General features: G+C 64.0%; 19 protein-coding genes. 9 read left to right on the top strand and 10 right to left on the bottom strand.

Annotated elements, in window-relative coordinates:
- Nucleotides 1–87: 87 nt before the first annotated feature.
- Nucleotides 88–516, top strand: coding sequence for a ferric iron uptake transcriptional regulator (fur, locus tag KY495_RS10625; protein WP_219883597.1), 429 nt, complete (start codon nucleotides 88–90; stop codon nucleotides 514–516).
- Between the two features lie 17 nt (nucleotides 517–533).
- On the opposite strand, the gene hrcA is transcribed toward fur, so the two are convergent.
- Both hrcA and KY495_RS10615 read right to left on the bottom strand, forming a co-directional pair.
- Nucleotides 534–1,550 (bottom strand): heat-inducible transcriptional repressor HrcA, encoded by a 1,017-nt coding sequence (gene hrcA / locus KY495_RS10620; protein WP_219883596.1) that lies wholly within the window; start codon nucleotides 1,548–1,550, stop codon nucleotides 534–536.
- Between the two features lie 92 nt (nucleotides 1,551–1,642).
- Nucleotides 1,643–2,359: an HAD family hydrolase gene (locus tag KY495_RS10615; protein ID WP_219883595.1), complete on the bottom strand. Its 717-nt coding sequence runs from the start codon at nucleotides 2,357–2,359 to the stop codon at nucleotides 1,643–1,645.
- A gap of 248 nt (nucleotides 2,360–2,607) precedes the next feature.
- Between KY495_RS10615 and KY495_RS10610 the strand changes: the two genes are divergently transcribed.
- From KY495_RS10610 to KY495_RS10600, 3 genes are all read left to right on the top strand, one after another.
- Entirely contained in the window at nucleotides 2,608–3,279 is a 672-nt protein-coding gene (locus KY495_RS10610; protein WP_219883594.1) for a hypothetical protein, read from the top strand.
- Between the two features lie 19 nt (nucleotides 3,280–3,298).
- A complete protein-coding gene (locus KY495_RS10605; protein WP_219883593.1) occupies nucleotides 3,299–4,009 on the top strand; it encodes a hypothetical protein in 711 nt (236 codons plus the stop codon).
- 260 nt (nucleotides 4,010–4,269) lie between these two features.
- On the top strand, nucleotides 4,270–6,489 hold the full coding sequence (locus KY495_RS10600; RefSeq protein ID WP_219883592.1) for a PhoX family phosphatase: 2,220 nt from the start codon (nucleotides 4,270–4,272) through the stop codon (nucleotides 6,487–6,489).
- 39 nt (nucleotides 6,490–6,528) lie between these two features.
- Here KY495_RS10600 and rsmA read toward each other — a convergent pair whose 3' ends face one another.
- From rsmA to KY495_RS10580, 4 genes are all read right to left on the bottom strand, one after another.
- Entirely contained in the window at nucleotides 6,529–7,305 is a 777-nt protein-coding gene (gene rsmA, locus KY495_RS10595) for a 16S rRNA (adenine(1518)-N(6)/adenine(1519)-N(6))-dimethyltransferase RsmA (RefSeq protein WP_219883591.1), read from the bottom strand.
- A gap of 523 nt (nucleotides 7,306–7,828) precedes the next feature.
- A complete protein-coding gene (pdxA, locus tag KY495_RS10590) occupies nucleotides 7,829–8,896 on the bottom strand; it encodes a 4-hydroxythreonine-4-phosphate dehydrogenase PdxA (RefSeq protein ID WP_229518573.1) in 1,068 nt (355 codons plus the stop codon).
- Between the two features lie 3 nt (nucleotides 8,897–8,899).
- A complete protein-coding gene (locus tag KY495_RS10585; protein ID WP_219883590.1) occupies nucleotides 8,900–10,261 on the bottom strand; it encodes a peptidylprolyl isomerase in 1,362 nt (453 codons plus the stop codon).
- 63 nt (nucleotides 10,262–10,324) lie between these two features.
- A complete protein-coding gene (locus KY495_RS10580) occupies nucleotides 10,325–12,592 on the bottom strand; it encodes an LPS-assembly protein LptD (protein ID WP_219883589.1) in 2,268 nt (755 codons plus the stop codon).
- Nucleotides 12,593–12,690: 98 nt separating this feature from the next.
- Here KY495_RS10580 and KY495_RS10575 point away from each other — a divergent pair, with 98 nt between their 5' ends.
- The 5 genes from KY495_RS10575 to KY495_RS10555 all read left to right on the top strand — a co-directional run bounded on the left by KY495_RS10575 (nucleotide 12,691) and on the right by KY495_RS10555 (nucleotide 17,960).
- Nucleotides 12,691–13,746, top strand: coding sequence for an aminoglycoside phosphotransferase family protein (locus tag KY495_RS10575; protein WP_219883588.1), 1,056 nt, complete (start codon nucleotides 12,691–12,693; stop codon nucleotides 13,744–13,746).
- A 13-nt stretch (nucleotides 13,747–13,759) separates the two neighbouring features.
- Nucleotides 13,760–14,485 carry an N-acetylmuramate alpha-1-phosphate uridylyltransferase MurU gene (gene murU / locus KY495_RS10570; RefSeq protein WP_219883587.1) on the top strand — a complete coding sequence of 242 codons (726 nt, stop codon included), beginning with the start codon at nucleotides 13,760–13,762 and terminating at the stop codon, nucleotides 14,483–14,485.
- Nucleotides 14,482–15,813, top strand: a complete 1,332-nt coding sequence (pepP, locus tag KY495_RS10565; RefSeq protein ID WP_219883586.1) for a Xaa-Pro aminopeptidase — start codon at nucleotides 14,482–14,484, stop codon at nucleotides 15,811–15,813. The genes murU and pepP overlap by 4 nt, the downstream gene beginning before the upstream one ends.
- The gene (locus KY495_RS10560) at nucleotides 15,810–16,940 is read left to right on the top strand and encodes an FAD-dependent monooxygenase (protein ID WP_219883585.1); all 1,131 of its coding nucleotides are present in this window, start codon (nucleotides 15,810–15,812) and stop codon (nucleotides 16,938–16,940) included. The genes pepP and KY495_RS10560 overlap by 4 nt, the downstream gene beginning before the upstream one ends.
- A 93-nt stretch (nucleotides 16,941–17,033) precedes the next feature.
- Nucleotides 17,034–17,960 carry a sensor domain-containing diguanylate cyclase gene (locus tag KY495_RS10555; RefSeq protein WP_219883584.1) on the top strand — a complete coding sequence of 309 codons (927 nt, stop codon included), beginning with the start codon at nucleotides 17,034–17,036 and terminating at the stop codon, nucleotides 17,958–17,960.
- On the opposite strand, the gene KY495_RS10550 is transcribed toward KY495_RS10555, so the two are convergent.
- The 4 genes from KY495_RS10550 to KY495_RS10535 all read right to left on the bottom strand — a co-directional run bounded on the left by KY495_RS10550 (nucleotide 17,953) and on the right by KY495_RS10535 (nucleotide 22,076).
- Nucleotides 17,953–18,948 (bottom strand): M20/M25/M40 family metallo-hydrolase, encoded by a 996-nt coding sequence (locus KY495_RS10550; RefSeq protein ID WP_219883583.1) that lies wholly within the window; start codon nucleotides 18,946–18,948, stop codon nucleotides 17,953–17,955. The two genes, KY495_RS10555 and KY495_RS10550, sit on opposite strands and share 8 nt — an antisense overlap.
- 137 nt (nucleotides 18,949–19,085) lie before the next feature.
- Entirely contained in the window at nucleotides 19,086–20,543 is a 1,458-nt protein-coding gene (locus KY495_RS10545; RefSeq protein WP_219884201.1) for an NAD(P)(+) transhydrogenase (Re/Si-specific) subunit beta, read from the bottom strand.
- Entirely contained in the window at nucleotides 20,543–20,863 is a 321-nt protein-coding gene (locus tag KY495_RS10540) for an NAD(P) transhydrogenase subunit alpha (protein ID WP_219883582.1), read from the bottom strand. Before KY495_RS10540 ends, KY495_RS10545 begins: the two co-directional genes overlap by 1 nt.
- 100 nt (nucleotides 20,864–20,963) lie before the next feature.
- Nucleotides 20,964–22,076, bottom strand: coding sequence for a Re/Si-specific NAD(P)(+) transhydrogenase subunit alpha (locus tag KY495_RS10535; protein WP_219883581.1), 1,113 nt, complete (start codon nucleotides 22,074–22,076; stop codon nucleotides 20,964–20,966).
- Nucleotides 22,077–22,133 lie beyond the last annotated feature (57 nt).

Here is a 22,133-nt window from a genome sequence, read left to right as displayed (position 1 = left end):
GGGAACCTCAAAACGTTGAACGGAAGCCTAGGCGCCTCCGTCTAAAACGCTATATCATAAAGCACTGCGCCCATAAACGAGTAAAACATGAGTAACAATCCTAGCGACCTGAAGGCAAGCGGCCTGAAAGCAACCCTGCCCCGGCTGAAAATTCTGGAAATTTTCCAGAACAGCGAAGTGCGCCATCTGACAGCCGAAGACGTCTACAAGTTGCTCCTGACCGAAAACATGGATGTGGGCCTGGCCACCGTGTACCGGGTATTGACGCAATTTGAGCAGGCGGGCTTACTGCACCGCAACCACTTTGAAACCGGCAAGGCGATTTTTGAACTCAACGCCGGTTCGCACCACGACCACCTCGTCTGCTTGGACTGCGGCCGGGTCGAAGAGTTCTACGATGAAGAGATCGAGCAGCGCCAGCACAAGGTGGCCGTCGAGCGCGGCTTCAAGATTGCCGAGCATGCACTGGCCATCTACGGCAACTGTGTCAAGACGGACTGCCCACACCGCCATTAACGACGGCGATTGATCCCTCAGTTGTTGCTGAGCGCGTTCGACAGCAGCTTGGCCGTGATATCGACAATGGGAATGACCCGCTCGTAAGCCATGCGGGTGGGGCCGATCACGCCCAGGGTGCCGACGATCTTGCCATGGACTTCGTAGGGCGCCGTCACCACGCTCATTTCCTCCATGGGCACAAGATTGGATTCGCCGCCGATAAAAATCTGCACGCCCGATGCCTTGCTCGACACGTCCAGCAGCTGCATGAGGCCGGTTTTCTGTTCAAACATGTCGAACATCTGGCGCAGCGAACTCATGTTCGACGACAGGTCCGACACCGACAGCAGATTGCGCTCGCCCGCAATGACCATGTCGTCGGACTGGTCGGCCATCGCTTCGCTGCCCGCCTCCACCGCCGCCTGCATCAGGCGCCCCATGTCGTCGCGCAGCTGGCGCAGTTCGCCCGTCACGCGCAGGCGCACCTCGTCGAACGACAGCCCCCCGTAATTCTGGTTGATGTAGTTGGCCGACTGGATCAGCTGGGTGGGCGTATAGTCCGATTCGGTCAGCAGCAGGCGGTTCTGGACGTCGCCGCGGGGATCGACGATGACGAGCAAGATGCGCTTTTCGGACAGGCGCAGGAACTCGATTTGCTGGAACACCGACTCGCGGCGCGGACTTTGCACCACGCCTGCAAATTGCGACAGCGAGGACAGCATTTGCGCGGCGCTGGAAATGAGCTTTTGCGGCTGCAGCGTCTGCAAGCGCATGCGCGACTCGACCGATTGCTCGTCGAGGTGCTGCACGGTAAGCAGGGTATCGACGAAGATCCGGTAGCCGCGCGGGGTGGGCACGCGCCCGGCCGAGGTATGGGGACTGGCCACGTAGCCCATCTCTTCCAGGTCAGCCATGATGTTGCGGATGGTGGCCGGCGACAGGTCGAGGCCGGAAATCTTGGACAGCGCGCGCGAGCCGACCGGCTGGCCGTCGGCAATATACCGTTCGACCAGCGCTTTCAGCAGTGTTTGAGCTCGGGTGTCGAGAGGCATGATTCGGGTATGGTCAAAAACAGACTTGTCAGTGCCATATTATGCACGTTCGCCGCGCGCACGTGGCGATTGCCTGCCATGACGCGCCCGCGTCAGTCGTGCTCGCGCTTGAGCCAGTCCAGCAGCTCGTCAAAATTGCTGACAATGGCGTCCGGCACCACGGCGTGTTCCAGGTGCCGGCTGCTGCCTGCCCGGTTGAGCCAGACGGCGCGCAAGCCCGCCTGCTGCGCGCCGCGGATGTCGAGCAGCACGTCGTCGCCCACGTAGACGGCGTCGGCCGGATCGACCCCGAGGGCCTTGCAGGCAGCATGGAAAATGGCCACGTCCGGCTTGGCGTAACCGAGCTCGTGGGCGGCGACCGACACCTTGAAGTGGTGCGACAGGCCAATGGCTTGCAGGTCTGCATTGCCATTGCTGATCGATCCCAGCTTGGCGCGCCCTTTCAGGCGCAGCAGGCCGGGCAGCACGTCGTCATAGGGGACCACCGCGTTGCGGGCGGCGAAGAAGTGAATCATGGCCTGCTCGACCTTGTCGATATCCTCGCCTGCCTCTTCAAAGGCCGACAGCAGCCCGGCCCGGCGCAGGGCGCCCAGGTCCAGGTGAAACTCGGGCTGGGTGGCGAGCAGGGCGAGCCGCTTCTGGCGCAGGTTGTCGATGGAGAAACGGTCGGCCACGCGGGGCGCGTTTTCCTGCAGCCACTGGTGCAGCCTTTGCTCGGCCTCGATGATGACGGGCGCAATCGGCCACAGCGTATCGTCCAGGTCGAACAGAATGGCCTTGGGCCAGGCGCGGCGCGATGTCGTGGTCATATCCAGACTCGGTAGAGGGGGTTATGTCTAGCATAGCGAGGCGCAGGGGGAAAATCAATCGAGGCAAGCCTCGGTTTTCGCTGCGCGCAACGCAGCGTGGTTATTTGGGCCGATTGCCGTCTCCCAGCCACCGTTACATGGTGAAACAACGCAAACGAGCCGTCGTGATAGTAAATGCACTAAAATGGCGTCCAATTCTTTCCGCGGCGCCCATCCGGCCTGCCCGCTTCACCAGATTCGGAGATTGCATGAAAAATAAGTACTTCAGTAGCGCCACAGCCACAGGCGCTGCGCTGGCGTGCGCACTGGTCCTGTCGGCCTGCGGCCGCGGCGAAGAGCCGTTTCCCGACCAGCCGATTCCCGTCACCCTGGTCAACGTGACCAAGCCGGGACTCAAGCTCAGGCTCAATGGCGGCACCCCGGTCGATGTCGCTCCCGGAGCCGGTTTCCAGTTCACCCAGTTCGTGACCGCGAATACGGCGTACAAAGTCGAACTGGTGGAAAAGGCAGAAAAGGTTGACGGCCAGGTGGTCTACGAAATACCGGCCAATGCCAAGACATGCAGGGTCCTCAATGGCGACGGCAACGTGGGCATCTATCCTGCCCAGGGCATCGCGGTGTCGTGCGAGCTCATCACCTATCCCCTGGGCGGCACCATCACCGGCCCGCACGCCGGCCTCGTGATCAACAACGGCAGTGGCACGTATACGGCAGCGGCCAACGAAACCGCGCTGACAGGACAGTTCTCGCTGCCGCCGGTGCCGGAAGAAGTGCCTTACAGCGTGACCATCCTCAAGCAGCCCACCAACGGCACCTGTGTCGTGTCGCAGGCTGCCCCCCAGGCCAACCCGCCGATTGCGGCGCCCGTGGCCAGGATGCCCAACGGTGGCGTGACCAATTTGAACATTTCGTGCACCTGACAGGGGCTTTGGAGAATATATGAAATCATCCTTTATGCGTCCGGCCCTGCTGCTCGCACTTGCTCTGGGCCTGTCCGGCTGCGGCGGCAAGGCGACCTACCCGATCAATGTCAACATCAACAAGACCCAGGCCGAAGGCCTGGTGTATTTCCCGCTCGTGTTGAAGGACACGATCAGTGGCCAGACCCTGACCATCAATAGCAGCACGGCCACCACGGTCTCCTTCCCCAATACGCTGGAATACGGTACCGAGTACAACATTGTTGCAGCGACACCGGCGCCCCATACGAGCTGCCAGATCCTTGACGGCAGCGATGTGGCCGGACGGCGTGCCAGCATCGAAGTCCAGCTGTACTGCAATGTGCAGCGCTGGAACCTGACCGGCAAGGTCACCATTGGGCCCGGCGCCGACGTCACCGGCCTGCAGATCACCAACGGCAGCGACACGCCCAACCCGATCGACATCGAGATGCCGAAGACAACGCCGGCCGTCGCCCCCACCTACCTGGTCCCGAATCTGAAGTATGGCTCCAACATCAGCCTGACGATTTTCCGCCAGCCCAGCGGAACGACGCCGACAGTTTGCAACTTGGTGGCCACGCCCACCACGCCGGTAGGCACGCGCCTGGAGCCGGCACCGGCCGCCGGGGAAGCGAGCAAAGCCACCAGCGCTGCCGGCACCATCGGCGACGGCCACGCGGCCATCGATATCAACTGCGTCAAGGTGTAATGGCGCGGGAGGGGACATTTGCGCGCTGAATAACAGATATTCTAAATATAAATTTGATTTATATTCTGCGGCGCAGCATACTGAACTTGTCTCCTCCAACTCTCCTCAAAAAGAATTGGATTTCAAGCCCGCTTCTAGCGGGCTTTTTTTTCGGCCAAACCGAAACATTGTCATAAAGCTGTCATCGCGCAGTCACTGCCCAGTCATCAAGGCTCCCTAGAATCCCGTCTGCTCATCCAAACACTGCCCACGGGATTCTCATGACGAAGCTGCTTGACCACGACGACATCGACTGCAATACCTCCACCACCGAATCATTTGACGCCGTGCTGGCCGCGCGCATCAGCCGCCGCAGCCTGCTGCGCGGCAGCTTGGCCGGTGGCGCCGGCGCCGTCATGGGCGCGCTGGCCTTGAGCGGCTGCGGCAGCAGCGACGACAAGGCCGTTCCCACGCCGCCGGCGCCACCGGCACCTGCCGAGAAGCTGCTGGCCTTTACCGCCGTCTCAAAAAGCCTGGCCGATGCGGTGTCCGTCCCGGCCGGCTATACCGCCACCGTGCTGTACGCGCTGGGCGACCCGATCAACGCTGCCACCCCGGCCTTCAAGAATGACGGCACCGACGGCGACTTCGACAACCGCGCCGGCGACCATCATGACGGCATGGAGTTCTACCCCCTGTCGGCCAGCGGCACCCCGTCCACCAGCGTGAGCGACCGCGGTCTGCTGGCCATCAACCACGAGGCCACCACCGATGAGCGCCTGTCCTCGCACTTCCTGCACGAAAACGGCGGCACCACCACCCTGCCGCGTCCCGCCGCCGAAGTGGACAAGGAAGTGGCCGCCCACGGCGTGGCCATCGTCGAAGTGAAAAAGACCGGCAACGCCTGGTCGTACGTGAAAGAGTCGGCATTTAACCGCCGCATCACGCCGCTGACGGAAATGTCCATCAGCGGACCGGCGCGTGGCCACGCCCTGCTGGCGACCAAATTCTCCAGCGACGGCACCCGCACCCGCGGCACCCTGAACAACTGCGGCACCGGCAAGTCGCCCTGGGGTTCCTTCCTGACCGGCGAAGAAAACTGGGCCGGCTACTTTGTGCGCAGCGCCACCGACGACGCCGCGCGCGCCGACAAGAGCGTTGCTGCCCTCAAGCGCTATGGCCGCAACCAGGGCGCCACCTCGCGCCATGGCTGGGAAACCGGCGGCAGCGACGACAAGTACGCACGCTGGGACATCAGCAAGAAGGGCGCGGCGGCCACCGACGACTACCGCAATGAAATGAACGGCATGGGCTACATCGTCGAAATGGACCCGTACACCAGGGCGGCCGTGCCGAAGAAGCGCACCGCGCTGGGGCGCTATGCCCACGAAAGCGCCGCCTTCAGCGTTCCCACCGTCGGCCAGCAACTGGCCGTGTACATGGGTGACGATTCGCGCAACGAATACATTTACAAGTTCGTCTCCAGCGCCACCTGGTCGGCCGCCGACGCCAACCCGAGCGACCGCCTGAGCACCGGCGACAAATACCTCGACAGCGGCAAGCTGTATGTGGCCAGGTTCAATGCCGACGGCAGCGGCCAGTGGATCGAACTGGCCATGAACAATCCGGCCATCGCTGGCTACACCGCTTACGCCTTCGCCGACCAGGGCGACATTGCAATCAATGCGCGCCTGGCCGGCGACGCGGTTGGCGCCACCCGCATGGACCGTCCGGAATGGTGTTCGGTCAATCCCGCCAACGGCGAGGTGTACTACACCCTCACCAACAACTCGAACCGCAGCGCCGAGCCAAGCGGAAGTTCGCAGCTGGCGCCGGACAGCGCCAACCCGCGCGCGTACACCGACATGAAGGCCAGCAGCAGCCAGCGCGGCAATCCCAATGGCCACATCCTGCGCCTGAAGGAAGGCAGCGGCGCGGCCGCCGCCACCGCCTTCACCTGGGACGTGTACCTGTTCGGCGCGGAAGCGGGCGCTGACGGCGGCATGGTCAACCTGTCGGCCCTGACGGCGGAACAGGACTTCTCCAGCCCGGACGGCCTGGCCTTCAGCCCCTACACCGGCATCTGCTGGATCCAGACCGACGACGGCGCCTATACCGACGTCACCAACTGCATGATGCTGGCGGCCATTCCCGGCACCGTGGGCGACGGCGCCAAGGCCACCCTCACCTATCCGCGGGCCGCGGGCACGCCGCTGGCGGTGGACACCTTTATCGGCAAGAAGCCGGCGCCGGACACGCTCAAGCGCTTTCTGGTCGGCCCTGTGGGGAGCGAAATCACCGGCATCGCCGAGACGCCGGATGGCAAAACCATGTTCGTCAATATCCAGCACCCAGGCGAGAACACGTCGCTGGCCAACCTGGCCGACCCGGCAAAATACACCAGCCAATGGCCATCGAACGCCGGCTACGGCCCGGGCAAGCGCCCGCGTTCAGCCACCATCGTCATCACCAAGAATGACGGTGGCCGCATCGGCAGCTAAAGGTGGGAAGAGCGGCCCGCCATGCGCGGGCCCTGGGCCTTATACAGGCTTGAGCAGGTTGGCCAGTGCCACATACTGCGCCAGGCCGACCGCTTCGGGGCGGTCGGTCGGGTCCACGCCAGCCTGGATCAGCTGCGCTTCGGTGAACATGCCGGCCAGGCAGTTGCGGATCACCTTGCGGCGCTGGGAAAAAGCCTTGAGCACCACCGCTTCCAGCGTCAGCGCGTCGCACGGCAGCTGATTGCGGGTGGGGATCATGCGCACGATGGCTGATTCCACCTGCGGCGGTGGATCGAACGCGGTTGGCGGCACGATGAACAGGAGCGACATATCGTAGCGCCACTGCAGCATCACTGACAGGCGGCCGTACACCTTGCTGCCCGGTTCGGCCACCATGCGCTCCACCACTTCTTTCTGCAGCATGAAATGCTGGTCTTCGATCAGGTGCGCGAATTCGGCCAGGTGGAACAGCAGGGGGCTGGAAATGTTATACGGCAGGTTGCCCACGACACGCAGCTTGCGTCCTGCGGGCACCGGGATCTGGCCGAAGTCGAACTTGAGCGCATCGCCTGAATGGATGGTCAGCTTCTCGCGCGGGAACTGCTTTTCCAGGCGCGTGACGAGATCGCGGTCCAGTTCCACCACATGCATGTGATCGAGGCGCTGGACCAGCAGCGCCGTCATGGCGGCCAGTCCGGGGCCGATCTCCACCATCGTCTCGCCGCTGTGCGGGCCGATGGCGTCGATGATGTTATCGAGGACGAACTTGTCGGTCAAAAAATTCTGTCCAAAGCGTTTGCGTGCGACGTGTTTCATATGCTTTCTCTAGCGATTAACGATACTTGCTGGCTGGCGATTTGTTTCCAACCACCAGGGTCAGACCACTTAAACGCGCAAAAATCAATTTCCTCCTGCCAGGGTCAGACCACTTAAACGCGCTAAAATCAATTTCTAACTGTCACGGTCAGACAAGCAGCAAGGCACGCTTGCGTGCATCTCGCCGGAGACAATGCAGTCAGGTTGCGGCCATTCTCTGACTGGTCCAGCGCAGGTATCAGCTTTCAGTGCCACGCCCCAACACAGATCACTCAAAGCGATCAGTTCAAGCCCGTGCCTGCTGCCCGAGCATGAATAATTAGCCGATCTGCAAGGATTCCGTGCAAGCCTTTCGCCTGCCGGAGCGGCTCATGAACAGGAAGAAATTGATTTTCGCGCTTTTAAGTGGTCTGACCCTGGTTTAAGGAAATTGATTCTGCTGCTTTTAAGTGGTCTGACCCTGGTTTAAGGAAATAGATTTTGCTGCTGTTAAGTGGTCTGACCCTGGTGGGAGGAAATTGTTTTAGTGGCCGGTGCGCTGGGTGTGGAGCGCCATGGTACGCGCCGTCCGGATCGCTTCGATCATGCTGCCGTCGTCAGCCAGTCCCAGTCCGCGCGCAGCCAGGTCCAGCGCCGTGCCGTGGTCCACCGAGGTGCGCACCAGCGGCAGGCCCAGGGTGATATTCACGCCACGCCCGAAGGTGGCATGCTTGAGCACCGGTAAGCCCTGGTCGTGGTACATGGCCAGCACGCAGTCCGCGTCTTCCAGGTAGCGCGGCTGAAACAGGGTGTCGGCCGGATAGGGTCCGCGCGCATCGATGCCGCGCGCCCGCGCCGCCGCAATCGCGGGACCAATGGTGTCGATCTCCTCGCGCCCCAGGTAGCCATTTTCGCCTGCGTGGGGATTGAGCCCCGTGACCAGGATGCGCGGTGCGCCAATGCCGAACTTGTCGCGCAGGTCGGCGTGGACGATGTCGATCACGCGCGCCAAGCCTTCCTGCGTGATCGCCGCTGGGACATCCTTGAGCGGCAGGTGCGTGGTGGCCAGTGCCACCCGCAGCGGCGCGCCGGCCGGCAAGGCGCTGGTGGCGCCGGAGAGCATCATCACCACCTGCGCGGTGCCGGTCTTCTCAGCCAGGTATTCGGTGTGGCCGGAAAACGGGACCCCGGCGTCATTGATGGTGCTCTTCTGGAGCGGCGCCGTGACGATGGCGTGAAACCAGCCCGCGCGCGTGCCTTCGATGGCCACATCCAGCGTGGCCAGCACGCTGCGGCCATTGGCACGGTCCAGCACCCCGGGCACCACGTGCGCGGCCAGCGGCACATCCACCACGGCCACGCGGCCGGCGCCAAAATCCGGCAGGCCATTGTTGCGCAGCGCCTGCATCGACAGCGCGGCCAGTTTGATGGCAGGGTCGATCAGGCTGGCAGTCAGCGCCAGAAAGGCCGCGTCTCCCACCAGCACGCAGTTAACTTCATGGCGCATGGCCCAGGCGGCGCGGATCGAGATTTCCGGCCCGATGCCGGCCGGCTCGCCGATGGTTACGGCGATGTTGGGACGATTCGCGGGCCGCGCCACTGCGTCGATCACGCTTTACTCGTCGCGAAACTCGACGTAGGCACGGTCGCGCACCTGGCGCAGCCAGTCCTCGGTGGCCTCGGCCAGCTTGCGGTCGCGGATCACCTGGCGCGCGGCAGCGCGCTTCTTTTCCTTGGACTGGTCTTCGCTCTTGCGCTCGACCACCTGGATCAGGTGGAAGCCATACGGCGTCTCGACGATGCCGCTGACTTCACCGATCTTGAGCGCGTTCATCGCGTTTTCAAACTCGGGCACGGTGTCGCCCGGGTACAGCCATCCCAGGTCGCCGCCCTTGGTGGCGGCGGCATCGGTCGACACCAGGCGCGCCAGATCTTCGAACTTGGCCGCGTTGTTGTCGAGCCGCTCTTTCAGTTCGGTGAGCTTGCGCTTGGCCGCCTCCGCCGTCATGGCCGGGGTCACCTTGAGCAGAATGTGACGCGCGCGCGTCTGCTGCACGATGCTCTTGTCGTCTTCGGCGGCCAAGCTGCGGCGGTCCACCAGCTTGAGGATGTGGAAGCCGGCCGTGCTGCGGATGACCTGTGTGCTCTGGCCAGGCGAGAGCTTGGCCAGCGCCTGGGCAAAGACCGGCGGCAGACGGTCCGGGTCGCGCCAGCCGATGGCGCCACCTTGCAGCGCGTCGCCGGACTCGGAGTAGGTACCGGCCAGCTTGGCGAAATCGCCACCGGTGCGCAGCTGGCGTGACACTTCGTCGGCGCGTGCCTTGCGCGCGGCGATCTGCTCGGGCGAGGCGTTCTCCGGGATGCGCACCAGGATCTGCGAGATGTTCACTTCCGACTTGTCGGCATTGGCGGCCTGCTCGGCGGCCAGGTAGGTGTCGACTTCCGCTTCCGAGATCTGGATCTTGTTATCGACTTCGTTTTCGCGCAGGCGCTGCAGCGTGATCTCGTTGCGGATCTCTTCACGGAAGGCGGCGAACGACATGCCTTCCCTTTCCATGGCGTTGCGCATGTCCTGCACCGACATTTTCTGGTTTTCCGCGATCCGGCCGATGGCGCGGTCAAGCTGGGTGTCATCCACCGGACGAATGCCCATCTCCTTGGCCAGCTGGAACTGGGCGCGCTCGACGATCATCGCTTCGATCACCTGGCGCCGCATGTCGGCGGCGTCCGGCATCTGCGCGTTCTGCGCCTTGAGCCGCTGCTCGATGGCGGCCACGCGCTGGGCCACTTCATTGCGGGTGATGACTTCATCATTGACCACGACGGCAATGGAGTCGATCACATTGCCCGTGTTCGAGGCCGGGGGAATGAAGCCGCTGTCGGGCTTGGCCGGCGCGGCGGCAGGCGTGGCCTGGGCCGAGGCATTGCCGGCAACGGCAGCGCACAGCAGGAGCGCTGCGATGTTCAATGGGTGCATACTGATTTTACGCATAATCTGGGAAGCACTTATTCAGGTGAATAAAAAAATCCAAAGTCCGGCCTAGCGGCCAGCGCCCGGATTGAGGCGCGAATAGCCGGGAATGGTCCGGTAAAACGACTCGAGCGGGTTGCCGGTACCAAGTTTGGACAGGCCATTGAGCTCAAGCTCGAAAAAAATCGGTGTCGATGTATTGCGCGTGGTGACCACGAAGCGCTGCGCGCCCATGCGGAACACCCAGCAGTCAGCCTTGTATTCCAGGCCGATCAGGCTCTCGAGCGTCTTGTGGCGCGACAGCGAATAACTCACCCGCCCCACGCCATACCAGCGCTTGGACAGGGGCCACTGCGACGACAGCTCCAGGTTCTTGATTTCATCGCGCACGAAACGGTACTCGGCGTTGACGACTTTCTTGGCCCCGGGCGTCCACTGCACGCCGTAATTGGCATTGACAACACTGCTGCTGCTCGCATTGTATTGTACTGCGCTGTCCACGCTCCAGTTTTCGGAAATGCGGCCCGACGCAGCCATGAGCACGTCGGAGCGGCTTTCGTCACGGCGCCGTTCATCGAGCTGTACCCGCTGCTCATTGAGGTAGAAGCGCTGGCCCAGCGCCAGTCGCAGGCGCTCGGACCCGTTGGGCTCCAGGAAGCGCGACACCACGGCGGCGGTCAGCTGGTTGGCATCGGCCACGCGGTCGGAACCGATGAAGCGGTTCTCGGCAAAGATCTGGGCAAAATTGAAACCCGGTTCGGCCGTGTCGAACAGGGGGAACTGGCTCTGGTCCTTGTAGGGCGTATAGACGTAGAACAGGCGCGGCTCGAGCGTTTGCGTGACCGGGCGCTGAAACAGGCGCGCCGCACGTTCGAAGGTGACGCCACTGTCGACCGAAAAGGTGGGCAGGGTGCGCGACAGCGAATTGGGACTGCCCGCCGGGGCGCGGTCCAGCTGGTAGGCGCTGGCATGCAGCATGACCTTGGGGGTGACGTAAAAGCCCGGGCGCACGATCGGATAGCTCACCTGCGACACGGTCACGGCGCGGTTGCCGGTGACGAGCGAGCGGTCGGGGTGGGAAAAGCGCGTGACCTCGGCATTGAAGCCCCAGTCGAAGCCCTTGACATCGTAGCGGCCCGCCTGGAACAGCACTTCCGGCAGCTTGTCGTAGGGCCGCGGCACCGTCAGCGACGGATCGGTGGCCGCGCCCGGATCCTGCAGCACCTGGTGATTGAGCACGCGCGCGGCCATGGTCCAGTACCTGCCGCGCAGGTCGGTGCGCACTTCGCGCACCAGCTGGCGCTCGGCGCTGGTGGCCACCGAGCGCGAAAAGTCGCTCGGATAGTCATCGTCGGAGGCGCCGTTGAGGTTCCAGCCATACGACCAGTCCGGAGCGACCGTCTGGGCGTGGGTGGAACGCACCAGCCAGCGGTCGGTGTTGGTCTTCTTGTCATTGGCCAGTACCTCGACATGGGTCTGGCCGCCATAGGTGCCGCCCGCCGTCTCGCCGATGTAGCGGCCGGTGGCGCCAATTTGCAGGCCGCGTTCGAACATGAAGCGCGGGTACAGCGTCAGGTCGCGGTTCGGTGCGATGTTGAAGTAGTAGGGGACCACGATTTCGGCCCGGCCGGCGCTAAAGCCGGGAATCGGCGGCAGCCAGCCGGAGCGGCGCGCGCCCGAGAGCGAGAACGACATGGCCGGCGTGCCCAGGATCGGCACGCCCTTGAAATAGACCACGGTCTTGCCGGCCACGCCCACGTCGCGCCCGGCATCGAGGCGCAGGGTGGAGGACTTGAGGTACCAGTCGGGATTGGTACCCTCGCACGTGCTGTAGGTGCCGTCCGTGACCAGCGCTTCCTCGTCGCTGATGAAGTCGATGCGGCGGGCCCCGCCCTGTGCATTGTTGAGCTCCATCTGGTACTGGGGCCGCAAGACGTAGCCCTTGCCGGAAGATAAATTAAGCTGCAGCTCGTCGCCCTTGTAGCGGTCGTTGAAACGTTGCATGTCAACATTGCCACGGGCCGTCACTTGATTTTCAACAATATTGAAGCAGGCGCTGTCGGCCGTCACGCGCGTGCCGCCCCGCACCAGTTCGATGTTGCGCTCGAGCGTCACCTGGCGGTCCGGGCGCCCGGTGATTTCTTCGGCCTGCACATAGATGGTCGGCGCGCTTTCTTGCAGCGCGCCGGCGGCGGCCGGTGACGGCACCTGCGCCACCTGCGGCACCTGCGCCACCTGCGGCAATTGGGCGAGCGCCGGCACCGCAGAGGCGGTCACGAGGGCGCCGAGGGCGTACGCCCAGCGCTGGGAAGAGGGGGAAGCCGAAAACCAGCTCATGCAGGAACAGGGGGAAACACCATGGCAGGCGATTTTTTGGGTTGAATCCCTTATTATATGGGAATCTTCACCTTTCACCGGTTTCCAGGGCTCGCTTCATGTCATCCATATCATCCACTCCACCGTCCGCCACACCCGACCAGCGCCTGGCCCAGTTAACCGCCTGGCTCGATACGCTCGGGCTGGTCCAGGTCGGCTCGCGCCGTCCCGCTTCGAGCGACGCCAGCTTTCGCCGCTACTTCCGGCTCGACGTCGAGCCGGCCCTGCGCGCCAAGCTGGGCGAGACCCTGATTGCCATGGACGCGCCGCCCGAGCGCGAGAACGTGCCGGCCTTCCTGCACGTGCAAGCCCTGCTGCTTGAAGCAGGCGTGACGGTGCCGGCCATCGTGGCCCAGGATGTGCCGAACGGCTTCTTGCTGCTGTCGGACCTGGGCACCACCACCTACCTGCAGCGCCTGGACGTGGACAATGCGCCCTTCATGTATTCCGACGCGGTCGATGCCCTGATCAAGTTCCAGCTGGCGAGCGAACCGGGCAAGCTGCCGGAGTACGACCGCGCCTTCCTGGTGCGCGAGCTGAACCTGTTTCCGGAATGGTATATCGGCAAGCATCTCGGCATTACCATGAGCGAGGAGCAAAGCAAGCAGCTCGACACCGTCTTCGAAGCCATCATTGGCAACTGCCTGGCGCAGTCGCAGGTATTCATGCACCGCGATTTCCATTCGCGTAACCTGATGTTCCTGGACCAGGGCAATCCCGGCGTGCTGGACTTCCAGGATGCCGTGTTCGGCCCCGTCACCTATGATCTCGCTTCGCTCCTGCGCGACGCCTATATCCAGTGGGACGAGGAAGTGGTGCTGGACTGGGTGGTACGCTACTGGCAGCGCGCCAAGCAGGTGGGCCTGCCCGTCAATCCCGACATCGACACCTTTTACCGCGATTTCGAGTTCATGGCCCTGCAGCGCCACCTCAAGATCCTCGGCATTTTCTGCCGCCTGAACTACCGCGACGGCAAGGCCGGCTACATGGGCGACCTGCCCACGGTGGCCGACTATGTGCGCAAGACCTGCAACCGCTATGCGGTGCTCAAGCCCCTGGTGCGCCTGCTCGACACGTTCGAGGACAAGGCGCCGCAGGTGGGCTACACTTTCTGATTCCAAGGCACCCATGAAAGCTATGATTCTGGCCGCCGGCCGCGGCGAGCGCATGCGGCCACTGACCGACACCTGCCCCAAGCCGCTGCTCAAGGTGCGCGGGCGCCCGCTGATCGTGTGGCACATCCTGAACCTGGTCAAGGCCGGGATCACCGACATTGTGATCAACCACGCGCACCTGGGCCACATGATCGAGGAAGAGCTGGGCGACGGCAGCAAGTACGGCGCCACGATCGCCTACTCGCGCGAGGAAAAGGCACTGGAGACCGCCGGCGGCATTGCCAACGCCCTGCACCTGCTGGGTGAGGCGCCGTTCCTGGTGCTCTCGGGCGACATTTACTGCCCCTACTTCGACTTCGAGCAGGTCAAGGATGTCCTGCCCGACAATGACGCCATCGGCATCCCGCACGCGCCGGACAAGCGCGATGTGTGCTGGCTGTACCTCACCCCCAACCCCTTCCACAACCTCAAGGGCGACTTTGCGCTGAACATGTTCGCGCTGTCCAACGAGGGCGAACCGAAATGGAATTTCTCCAACATCGGCGTGTACCGCCCGGAGATGTTCAAGGGGATCACCCCGGGCGAGAGCGCCAAGCTGGGATTGCTGATGCGCGAATTCTGCGACAAGGGCCAGGTGGGCGGCGAACTGTATGAAGGCCCCTGGGTCAATGTGGGCACGGTGGCGCAGCTGGAAGAACTGAACGCGCCACGCGGTCCCGCGGCAAAGGCGGCGCCATGAGCGCATTTGCCGCGCGCCGCGCGCGGGTATGCGCACAGATGGTGCCGGGCGCGGTGGCGATTCTGCCTACAGCGCCGGAAGCGGCGCGCAACAGCGACACGGACTACCCGTACCGGCACGACAGCTATTTTTATTATCTGACCGGCTTCACGGAGCCCGACAGCGTGCTGGTGCTGGTCGCCGCGCAAGGCGACAAGGCGGCCCAGAGCATCCTGTTCTGCCGCCAGAAAAACCTGGAACGCGAAATCTGGGATGGCTTTCGCCACGGCCCGGACGGCGCCATGGTCACTTTTGGCTTCGATGCCGCCTTTCCCATCGAAGACCTCGACGGCGAGATGGCGCGCCTGCTGGCCAATGCGCCCGCCGTGTATTACGCGCTTGGCCACAGCGCCACGCTCGACATGCAGATGAAAACCTGGCTGCACAATGTGCGGCGCGGCGCGCGCACCGGCATCACTGCCCCGGCCGTGGCACACGATCTGCTGGTGCTGCTCGATGAAATGCGCCTGTTCAAGGATGATGGCGAGCAGGCGCTGATGCTGCGCGCCGCCACCATCTCGGCCGCGGCCCATACGCGCGCCATGCGCGCCTCGCGCCCCGGCATGTTCGAGTATGAAATCGAGGCCGAGCTGCTGCACGAATTTCGCCGCAATGGTGCCCAGTTCCCGGCCTATACGCCGATCGTGGCCGCCGGCGCCAATGCCTGCATCCTGCACTACAACGTCAACAGCGCGCAAAGCCGCGATGGTGACCTGATCCTGATCGACGCCGGCTGCGAGCTGGACAGCTACGCTTCCGACATTACCCGTACCTATCCCGTCAACGGCCGCTTTTCCGGCCCCCAGCGCGCCCTCTATGAGCTGGTGCTGGCCGCGCAGGGCGCGGCACTGGCGCAGGCACGCCCCGGCAATGTCTATACCGCCATGCACGATGCCGCGCTGCGCGTGCTGGCCCAGGGCATGCTCGACACCGGCCTGATTTCGCGCGCCAGGTACGCCAGCGCCGAAGACGTGATCGCCGACCGCGCCCACCAGCAGTTCTACATGCACGGCACCGGCCACTGGCTGGGCCTGGACGTGCACGATGTGGGCGCCTATCGCGACGTGACAGTGGAGGACCGTCCCTCGCGCCCCCTGCAAGCCGGCATGGTGCTGACGGTGGAACCTGGCATTTACGTGCGGCCCGCCGAAGGCGTACCGGAGCAGTTCTGGCATATCGGCATCCGCATCGAAGACGACGTGCTCATTACCGCCGACGGCCACAGCATCCTGAGCGCAGCTGCGCCCAAGACCGTGGCCGACATTGAACAGACCATGAGGCAGGCATGACGGAGATTGCCATCTGCGGCGCCGGCCCGGTGGGCATGGCGCTGGCGGCGCTGCTTGCCAGGCGCGGCATGGACCCGGCCCGCATCGCGCTGATCGATGCCAGGGCGCTGGGCGCGGCCATGACCGACCCGCGCTCGATTGCGCTGTCTTACGGCAGCCGCCTGCTGCTCGAAGACATCGGCGCCTGGCCGGTTCCCGCCACGGCCATCGAGGAGATCCACATTTCGCGCCGCGGCCATTTTGGCCGCAGCCTGATCGACGGGCGCGAACACGACTTGCCGGCGCTGGGATACGTGACGCGTTACGGTGAACTCGTCAAAGCACTGGCCGAGGCCTGCGAGCGCGCCGACGTGGCGGCGATCCGGCCGGCGCGCATCAGCGGCCAGCTGGAGCATGCGCACGGCGTCATGCTGACGCTTGACGATGGCCGCGAAATCGACACCCAGCTGGTGGTGCAGGCCGAAGGCGGCGTGTTTGGCGCCCAGGAAGGCAAGGAGCGCACGCGCGACTATCAGCAAAGCGCCGTGATCGCGCGCGTGAGTGCCAGCGCGCCGATAGCGCACCGCGCCTTTGAGCGCTTCACCGACGAAGGGCCGCTGGCGCTGTTGCCCCAGAACGGCACCGACGGCCACCAATACGCCCTGGTCTGGTGCGTGCGGCCCGACACTGCCCGGACACTGCTGGAACTGGCGGACGGCCCATTCCTGACGCGCCTGTCGGACGCCTTTGGCACGCGGCTGGGACGCTTTACAGCCACCAGCGAACGGGCCACCTACCCGCTTGGACTCAATGCCGGGGCAAGCGGTACGGCGCGCACGGTCTGCGTCGGCAACGCGGCGCAGACGCTGCATCCGGTGGCCGGCCAGGGCCTGAACCTGGGCTTGCGTGACGCCGCCGTGCTGGCGCGGCTGCTGGCGCGCGATGCCACACCGGCGGCGCTGGCGCGCTTTCACGACGAGCGGCGCGCCGACCGCCGCCTGCTGGTGGGCCTGACCGATACCATGGCGCGCGCCTTTGCCAGCGCCGGCCCGGTGCAGGCCTTGCTGGGCTTGTCGCTGGGGATGCTGGATGCCGTGGGACCGGCGCGCAGCCTGCTGGCCGATGTCATGATTTTCGGCCGGCGCTAGGCTGCATCGGCGCGCCCGGCGCCGCCGAAACGGGCGGCACATTTTCATCACTGGTGCCAGAATGAGGCACCAGCAAACCACCTTGTACCGCCAATGATCGATACCCTGCCCATCGCCATCGTTTCGCGCCTCATCGAGGAGTCGCTCGATGCCGTCGTGGTCGTCGACGACGACGGCGCGATCCGCTACCTCAATTGCGCCATGCAGGGCCTGTGCGGCTTCGCCCCCGGTGAAGCCATCGGCCAGCCGCTCGCCGGCCTGCTGCCGGAATCGTTCAGCAATCATCACGGCGCCTCCTTTTCCACCCTGCTCGAAAAAGCCTATGCGGCCGACCTGCTCGGTGGTGCGCGCGAATTCGTGATCCGCCACCGCACTGGCGAAATGATCCCGGTCGAGATGAAGGCGCTCGACCTGGGCGTGGTGGGGACGGTGCGCTATTTCGGCGCCTTTATCGCAGACCTGCGCCAGCGGCGCCAGGCCGAGGCGAAGAACGCGGCCCTCTTGGCCCAGCTGGAACGCCAGGCCATGAGCGACACCCTCACCGGCCTGCCCAACCGCCGCGCCTACGAGGCCGAGGCAGGGCGCATGCTGGCACGTGCACGCCGCAGCGGCGCGCCCATCACGGTGGGCATTGCCGATATCGATCACTTCAAGAAGGTCAATGACGAGCATGGCCACGCCGTCGGTGACGAGGTGCTCAGCGCCGTCTCGGCCGTCATCGCGCAGGCTGCGCGTTCGTCCGATTATGTCGCGCGCGTCGGTGGCGAGGAGTTTGGCCTGCTGTTCCCGGACGCCATGCCCGAAACCGCGCGCGCCGTGGCCGAGCGCATGCGCCGCGCGGTGGCCGATTTCCCGGTCAGCACATCAACCGGCGTGGCCCTGACCATCACCATCAGCATCGGCCTGGCCCAGCTCGAAGGCGGCCTGTCGGAATCGCTGTCGCACGCGGACCATGCCCTGTATGACGCCAAGAACAGCGGGCGCAATCAGGTAAAGCAGGCAGGCCGCAGCGCTACCTGATGCTCTCCAGGTTCTGGTCCAGCTTTGCCGCCATGCGTACCAGCAGGCGCGTGGCTTCGCCATAGAACGCCGGCTTGATCTTGTCGGCCGTGTCGCCGGGACCATGGTAGTCGGCATGGTCTTCCACTCCAAAGTACAGGAAGGCAATACCGGCCGCGTGGAAGGGACCGTGGTCGGAGCTGTGGGTCCAGTCTTCCACCCCGCCGGCGAGCAGGGTCGGCTTGTCATGGCCGAGCTTGACCTTGAGCGCGCTGCCTGCGGCCACCCCGGCCACCATGGGCTTAAGTGACGGCCGGTGGCGGGTACCGACTGCGAATATCTCGTTATTGTCGTTGCGGCCAACCATGTCCAGGTTCAGGTTGAACTTGATCTGTTCGATGGGGAACGGCGGCGCCTTGAGCAGCGCACGCGCGCCGCGCAGTCCGATTTCCTCGGCGTCGAATGCGGCGAAGACGATCGTGTTCTGCGGCGGATTGGCCTTGAAGTAGCTGGCGATGGCCAGCATGGCGCCCACGCCGGAGGCATTGTCGTCCGCGCCCGGGTAGACAACGCCGGAGCGCACGCCCAGATGATCATAGTGCGCCGAGATCACCATGACGCGCTCCGGATGCAGCGTTCCCTTGATATGCCCCACCAGGTTGGTGGCCGAGCGATAGCTGGTGGGGCCCGATTCGCCCTCGTCGGTGAACGAGAACGGCATGGCATAGCTGTCCCCAAAGGCGGCCAGGCCTATCTGCGCAAAGCGCCCGGCAATGTAGGCCTGGGCCAGCTTGCTGCCTTCGCTGCCGGTGCGGCGCCCAGCGTAGGCGGGCGACGCGAGCGTGTGCAAATCGCGCATGAGCGCGGCCTGGTCAATGTCGGGCCCCTGGACCACCGCTGCGGTGGGCAGGGGCGTGCCTATGCGCGAGCGCTCCAGCATGCCGGCGCCGGCAAACAAGGCGCCGGCCAGACCTGCGACTGCAACAAGCAACAGGAGAATTTTTTTCATCATGCAACCCAGCGGAAAGTTGCTGAAGCATAACAGGGTGATGTGTAAAAGTCAGCAGGCATAAGGCGTCGAGACTTCCATTGAAAAAAACGCGCCGGACCTTGCGGAGCGGCGCGCCTCGTGTCGACAGGCGACGTTTACTCGACCGCCTTGACCATCGCTTCAATGACTTTCTTGGCGTCGCCGAAGACCATCATGGTATTGGCCTGGTAGAACAGGTCATTGTCCAGGCCTGCATAGCCCGAGGCCATGGAACGCTTGTTGACGATGATGCTCTTGGCCTTGTACGCCTCCAGGATCGGCATGCCGGCAATCGGCGACTTGGGATCCTTGGCCGCCGGGTTGACCACGTCGTTGGCGCCCAGGACCAGCACCACATCGGTCTGGCCGAATTCGCCGTTGATGTCTTCCATTTCAAATACCTGGTCGTAAGGCACTTCCGCTTCCGCCAGCAGCACGTTCATGTGGCCGGGCATGCGGCCGGCGACCGGGTGGATCGCATACTTCACGCTCACGCCCTTGTGGGTCAGCTTTTCCACCAGTTCCTTGAGCGAGTGCTGGGCACGCGCCACCGCCAGGCCGTAGCCCGGGACGATGATGACCGATTCGGCATTGGCCATGATGAAAGCCGCGTCATCGGCCGAACCGGATTTGACCGGGCGCTGTTCCTGCGCCCCGCCGGTGGCAGCAGCGGCGTCGCCGCCAAATCCACCGAGGATGACGTTGAAGAACGAGCGGTTCATGGCCTTGCACATGATGTAGGACAGGATGGCACCGGAGGAGCCCACCAGCGAACCGGCAATGATCAGCATGGAGTTATTGAGCGAGAAGCCGATGCCGGCGGCGGCCCAGCCCGAGTAGCTGTTGAGCATGGACACCACCACCGGCATGTCGGCGCCGCCAATCGGGATGATGATCAGCACACCGAGGATAAACGAGAGCACGGCCATGATGATGAACGGGGTCCATGCCGGCTCCACGCCCGGCGCGAAGCAGAACACGAGGCCCAGCGCGATGATCGCAATGGCCACGCCCAGGTTGATCATGTGCTGGCCGGGGAAGCTGACCGGTGCACCCTGGAACAGGCGGAACTTGTATTTGCCCGACAGCTTGCCAAAGGCGATCACGGAGCCGGAAAAGGTGACGGCGCCCACGAAGGTGCCGATGAACAGCTCCAGGCGGTTACCGAACGGCAGCGCTTCACCCAGCCTGGCGATGCTGAAGGCGTATGGCTCGGACACGGCGGCAATGGCGATGCACACCGCGGCCAGGCCAATGAGCGAGTGCATGGCCGCGACCAGTTCCGGCATCTTGGTCATTTCGACCTTTTTGGCGGCAAAAGCGCCGATGCCGCCGCCGACGACAACGCCGATCAGCACCAGGGTGTAGCCCAGGCCGCCGTCCGGTGCGGCCATCGACTTGAGCTTCATGATCAGCAGCAGCGTCGTCACGGCCGCAATGGCCATGCCGATCATGCCAAAGGCATTGCCGCGGCGCGCAGTGGCGGGCGACGACAGGCCCTTGAGCGCCTGGATGAAGCAGACCGACGCGATCAGGTAGAACATGGTGACCATGTTCATGGTGACGAAATTCATCATGCGTGATCTCCCTGCTTGGCCTTTGGTTCCTTCTTCTTGAACATCTCCAGCATGCGCTGGGTGACCATGAAGCCGCCAAAGACATTGACCGCCGCCAGCGCCACCGCGACGGTGCCCGTGACCTGGCCGATGATGCCGGTGGTCAGGCCTGCAGCGAGCATGGCGCCCACGATGATGATGGCCGAAATGGCATTGGTTACCGCCATGAGCGGGGTGTGCAGGGCCGGGGTGACGGTCCAGACGACGTGGTAGCCAACGTAAATGGCCAGCACAAAGATAATCAGATTGATGATGGTGTGGCTGACTGCAAGATCCATGATGCCCTCCCTGTTCGATTTTTCAATTCTATTTTTTAGCCGGTAAAGCCTGCACCGGCCGTCACCGCCGGTGCGGGCGGCGGCGCGCATGCCGGCACTGTTATTTGCGCAGCACTTCGCCACCGGCGCAGACCAGTGTCGGCTTGAGGATTTCATCCTCGCGGTCGATCACCAGCTGGTCGTCCTTGTCGATGATCAGCTTCAGGAAGTCCAGTACGTTGCGTGCATACAGGGCCGACGCGTCGGCTGCGACCAGCGTGGCCAGGTCCGGCTCGCCCACGATGTGGACACCGTGCTTGATGACGGTCTTGTTCAATTCGGACAGCGGGCAGTTGCCGCCCTGCGCGACGGCCAGGTCGACAATGACGGAACCTGGCTTCATGGCCTTGACGGTTTCCTCGGAAATGAGGACCGGCGCGGCGCGGCCGGGAATCAGGGCGGTGGTGATGATGATGTCGGCCAGCTTGGCCCGCTCATGAACCAGTTCGGCCTGGCGGCGCATCCAGTCGGCCGGCATGGCGCGCGCATAGCCGCCCGCGCCCTTGGCGATTTCCTTTTCCTCGTCGGTCAGATAAGGCACGTCCAGGAACTTGGCGCCGAGCGACTCCACCTGCTCCTTGACCGGCGGGCGCACGTCGGACGCCTCGATCACCGCGCCCAGGCGCTTGGCCGTGGCAATGGCCTGCAGGCCGGCCACGCCCACGCCCATGATCAGCACGCGCGCCGCCTTCACGGTGCCGGCGGCCGTCATCAGCATGGGCATGAAGCGCTGGTAGGTATTGGCGCCCACCATCACCGCCTTGTAGCCGGCAATGTTGGCCTGGGAGGAAAGCACGTCCATCGACTGGGCACGCGTGATGCGCGGCACCGCTTCGAGTGCAAAGGCCTGCAGGCCGGCGCCGGCCATGGCGGCGATGTTCTCGGCGTCGAATGGATTGAGCATGCCGATCAGGACGGCGTCGCGCTTCATCAGCGCGCGCTCTTCGGCATTCGGTGCGCGTACCTTGAGCACGACGTCGCAGCCGAAGCTGTCCGCCGCAGTACCGATGGTGGCACCGGCGGCGACATAGGCTTCGTCGACCACCGATGCGGCCACGCCTGCGCCGGACTGCACGATGACCTGGTGCTTCGCTGCGAGCTTCTTGACCGTCTCCGGGGTGGCAGCAACACGGGTCTCGCCCGGCCGCGTTTCGGCCGGTATGCCTATTCTCATGAACGCCTCCTAAATTAATAAACTGGCTAGAATCTTACACGGAAACCTTCAAGCGGA

The sequence above is a fragment of the Massilia sp. PAMC28688 genome, from assembly GCF_019443445.1.
GTDB lineage: Bacteria > Pseudomonadota > Gammaproteobacteria > Burkholderiales > Burkholderiaceae_D > Telluria_A.
Note: the sequence above shows the minus strand (reverse complement) of the source record. Positions and strands in the feature narration are given on the sequence as shown.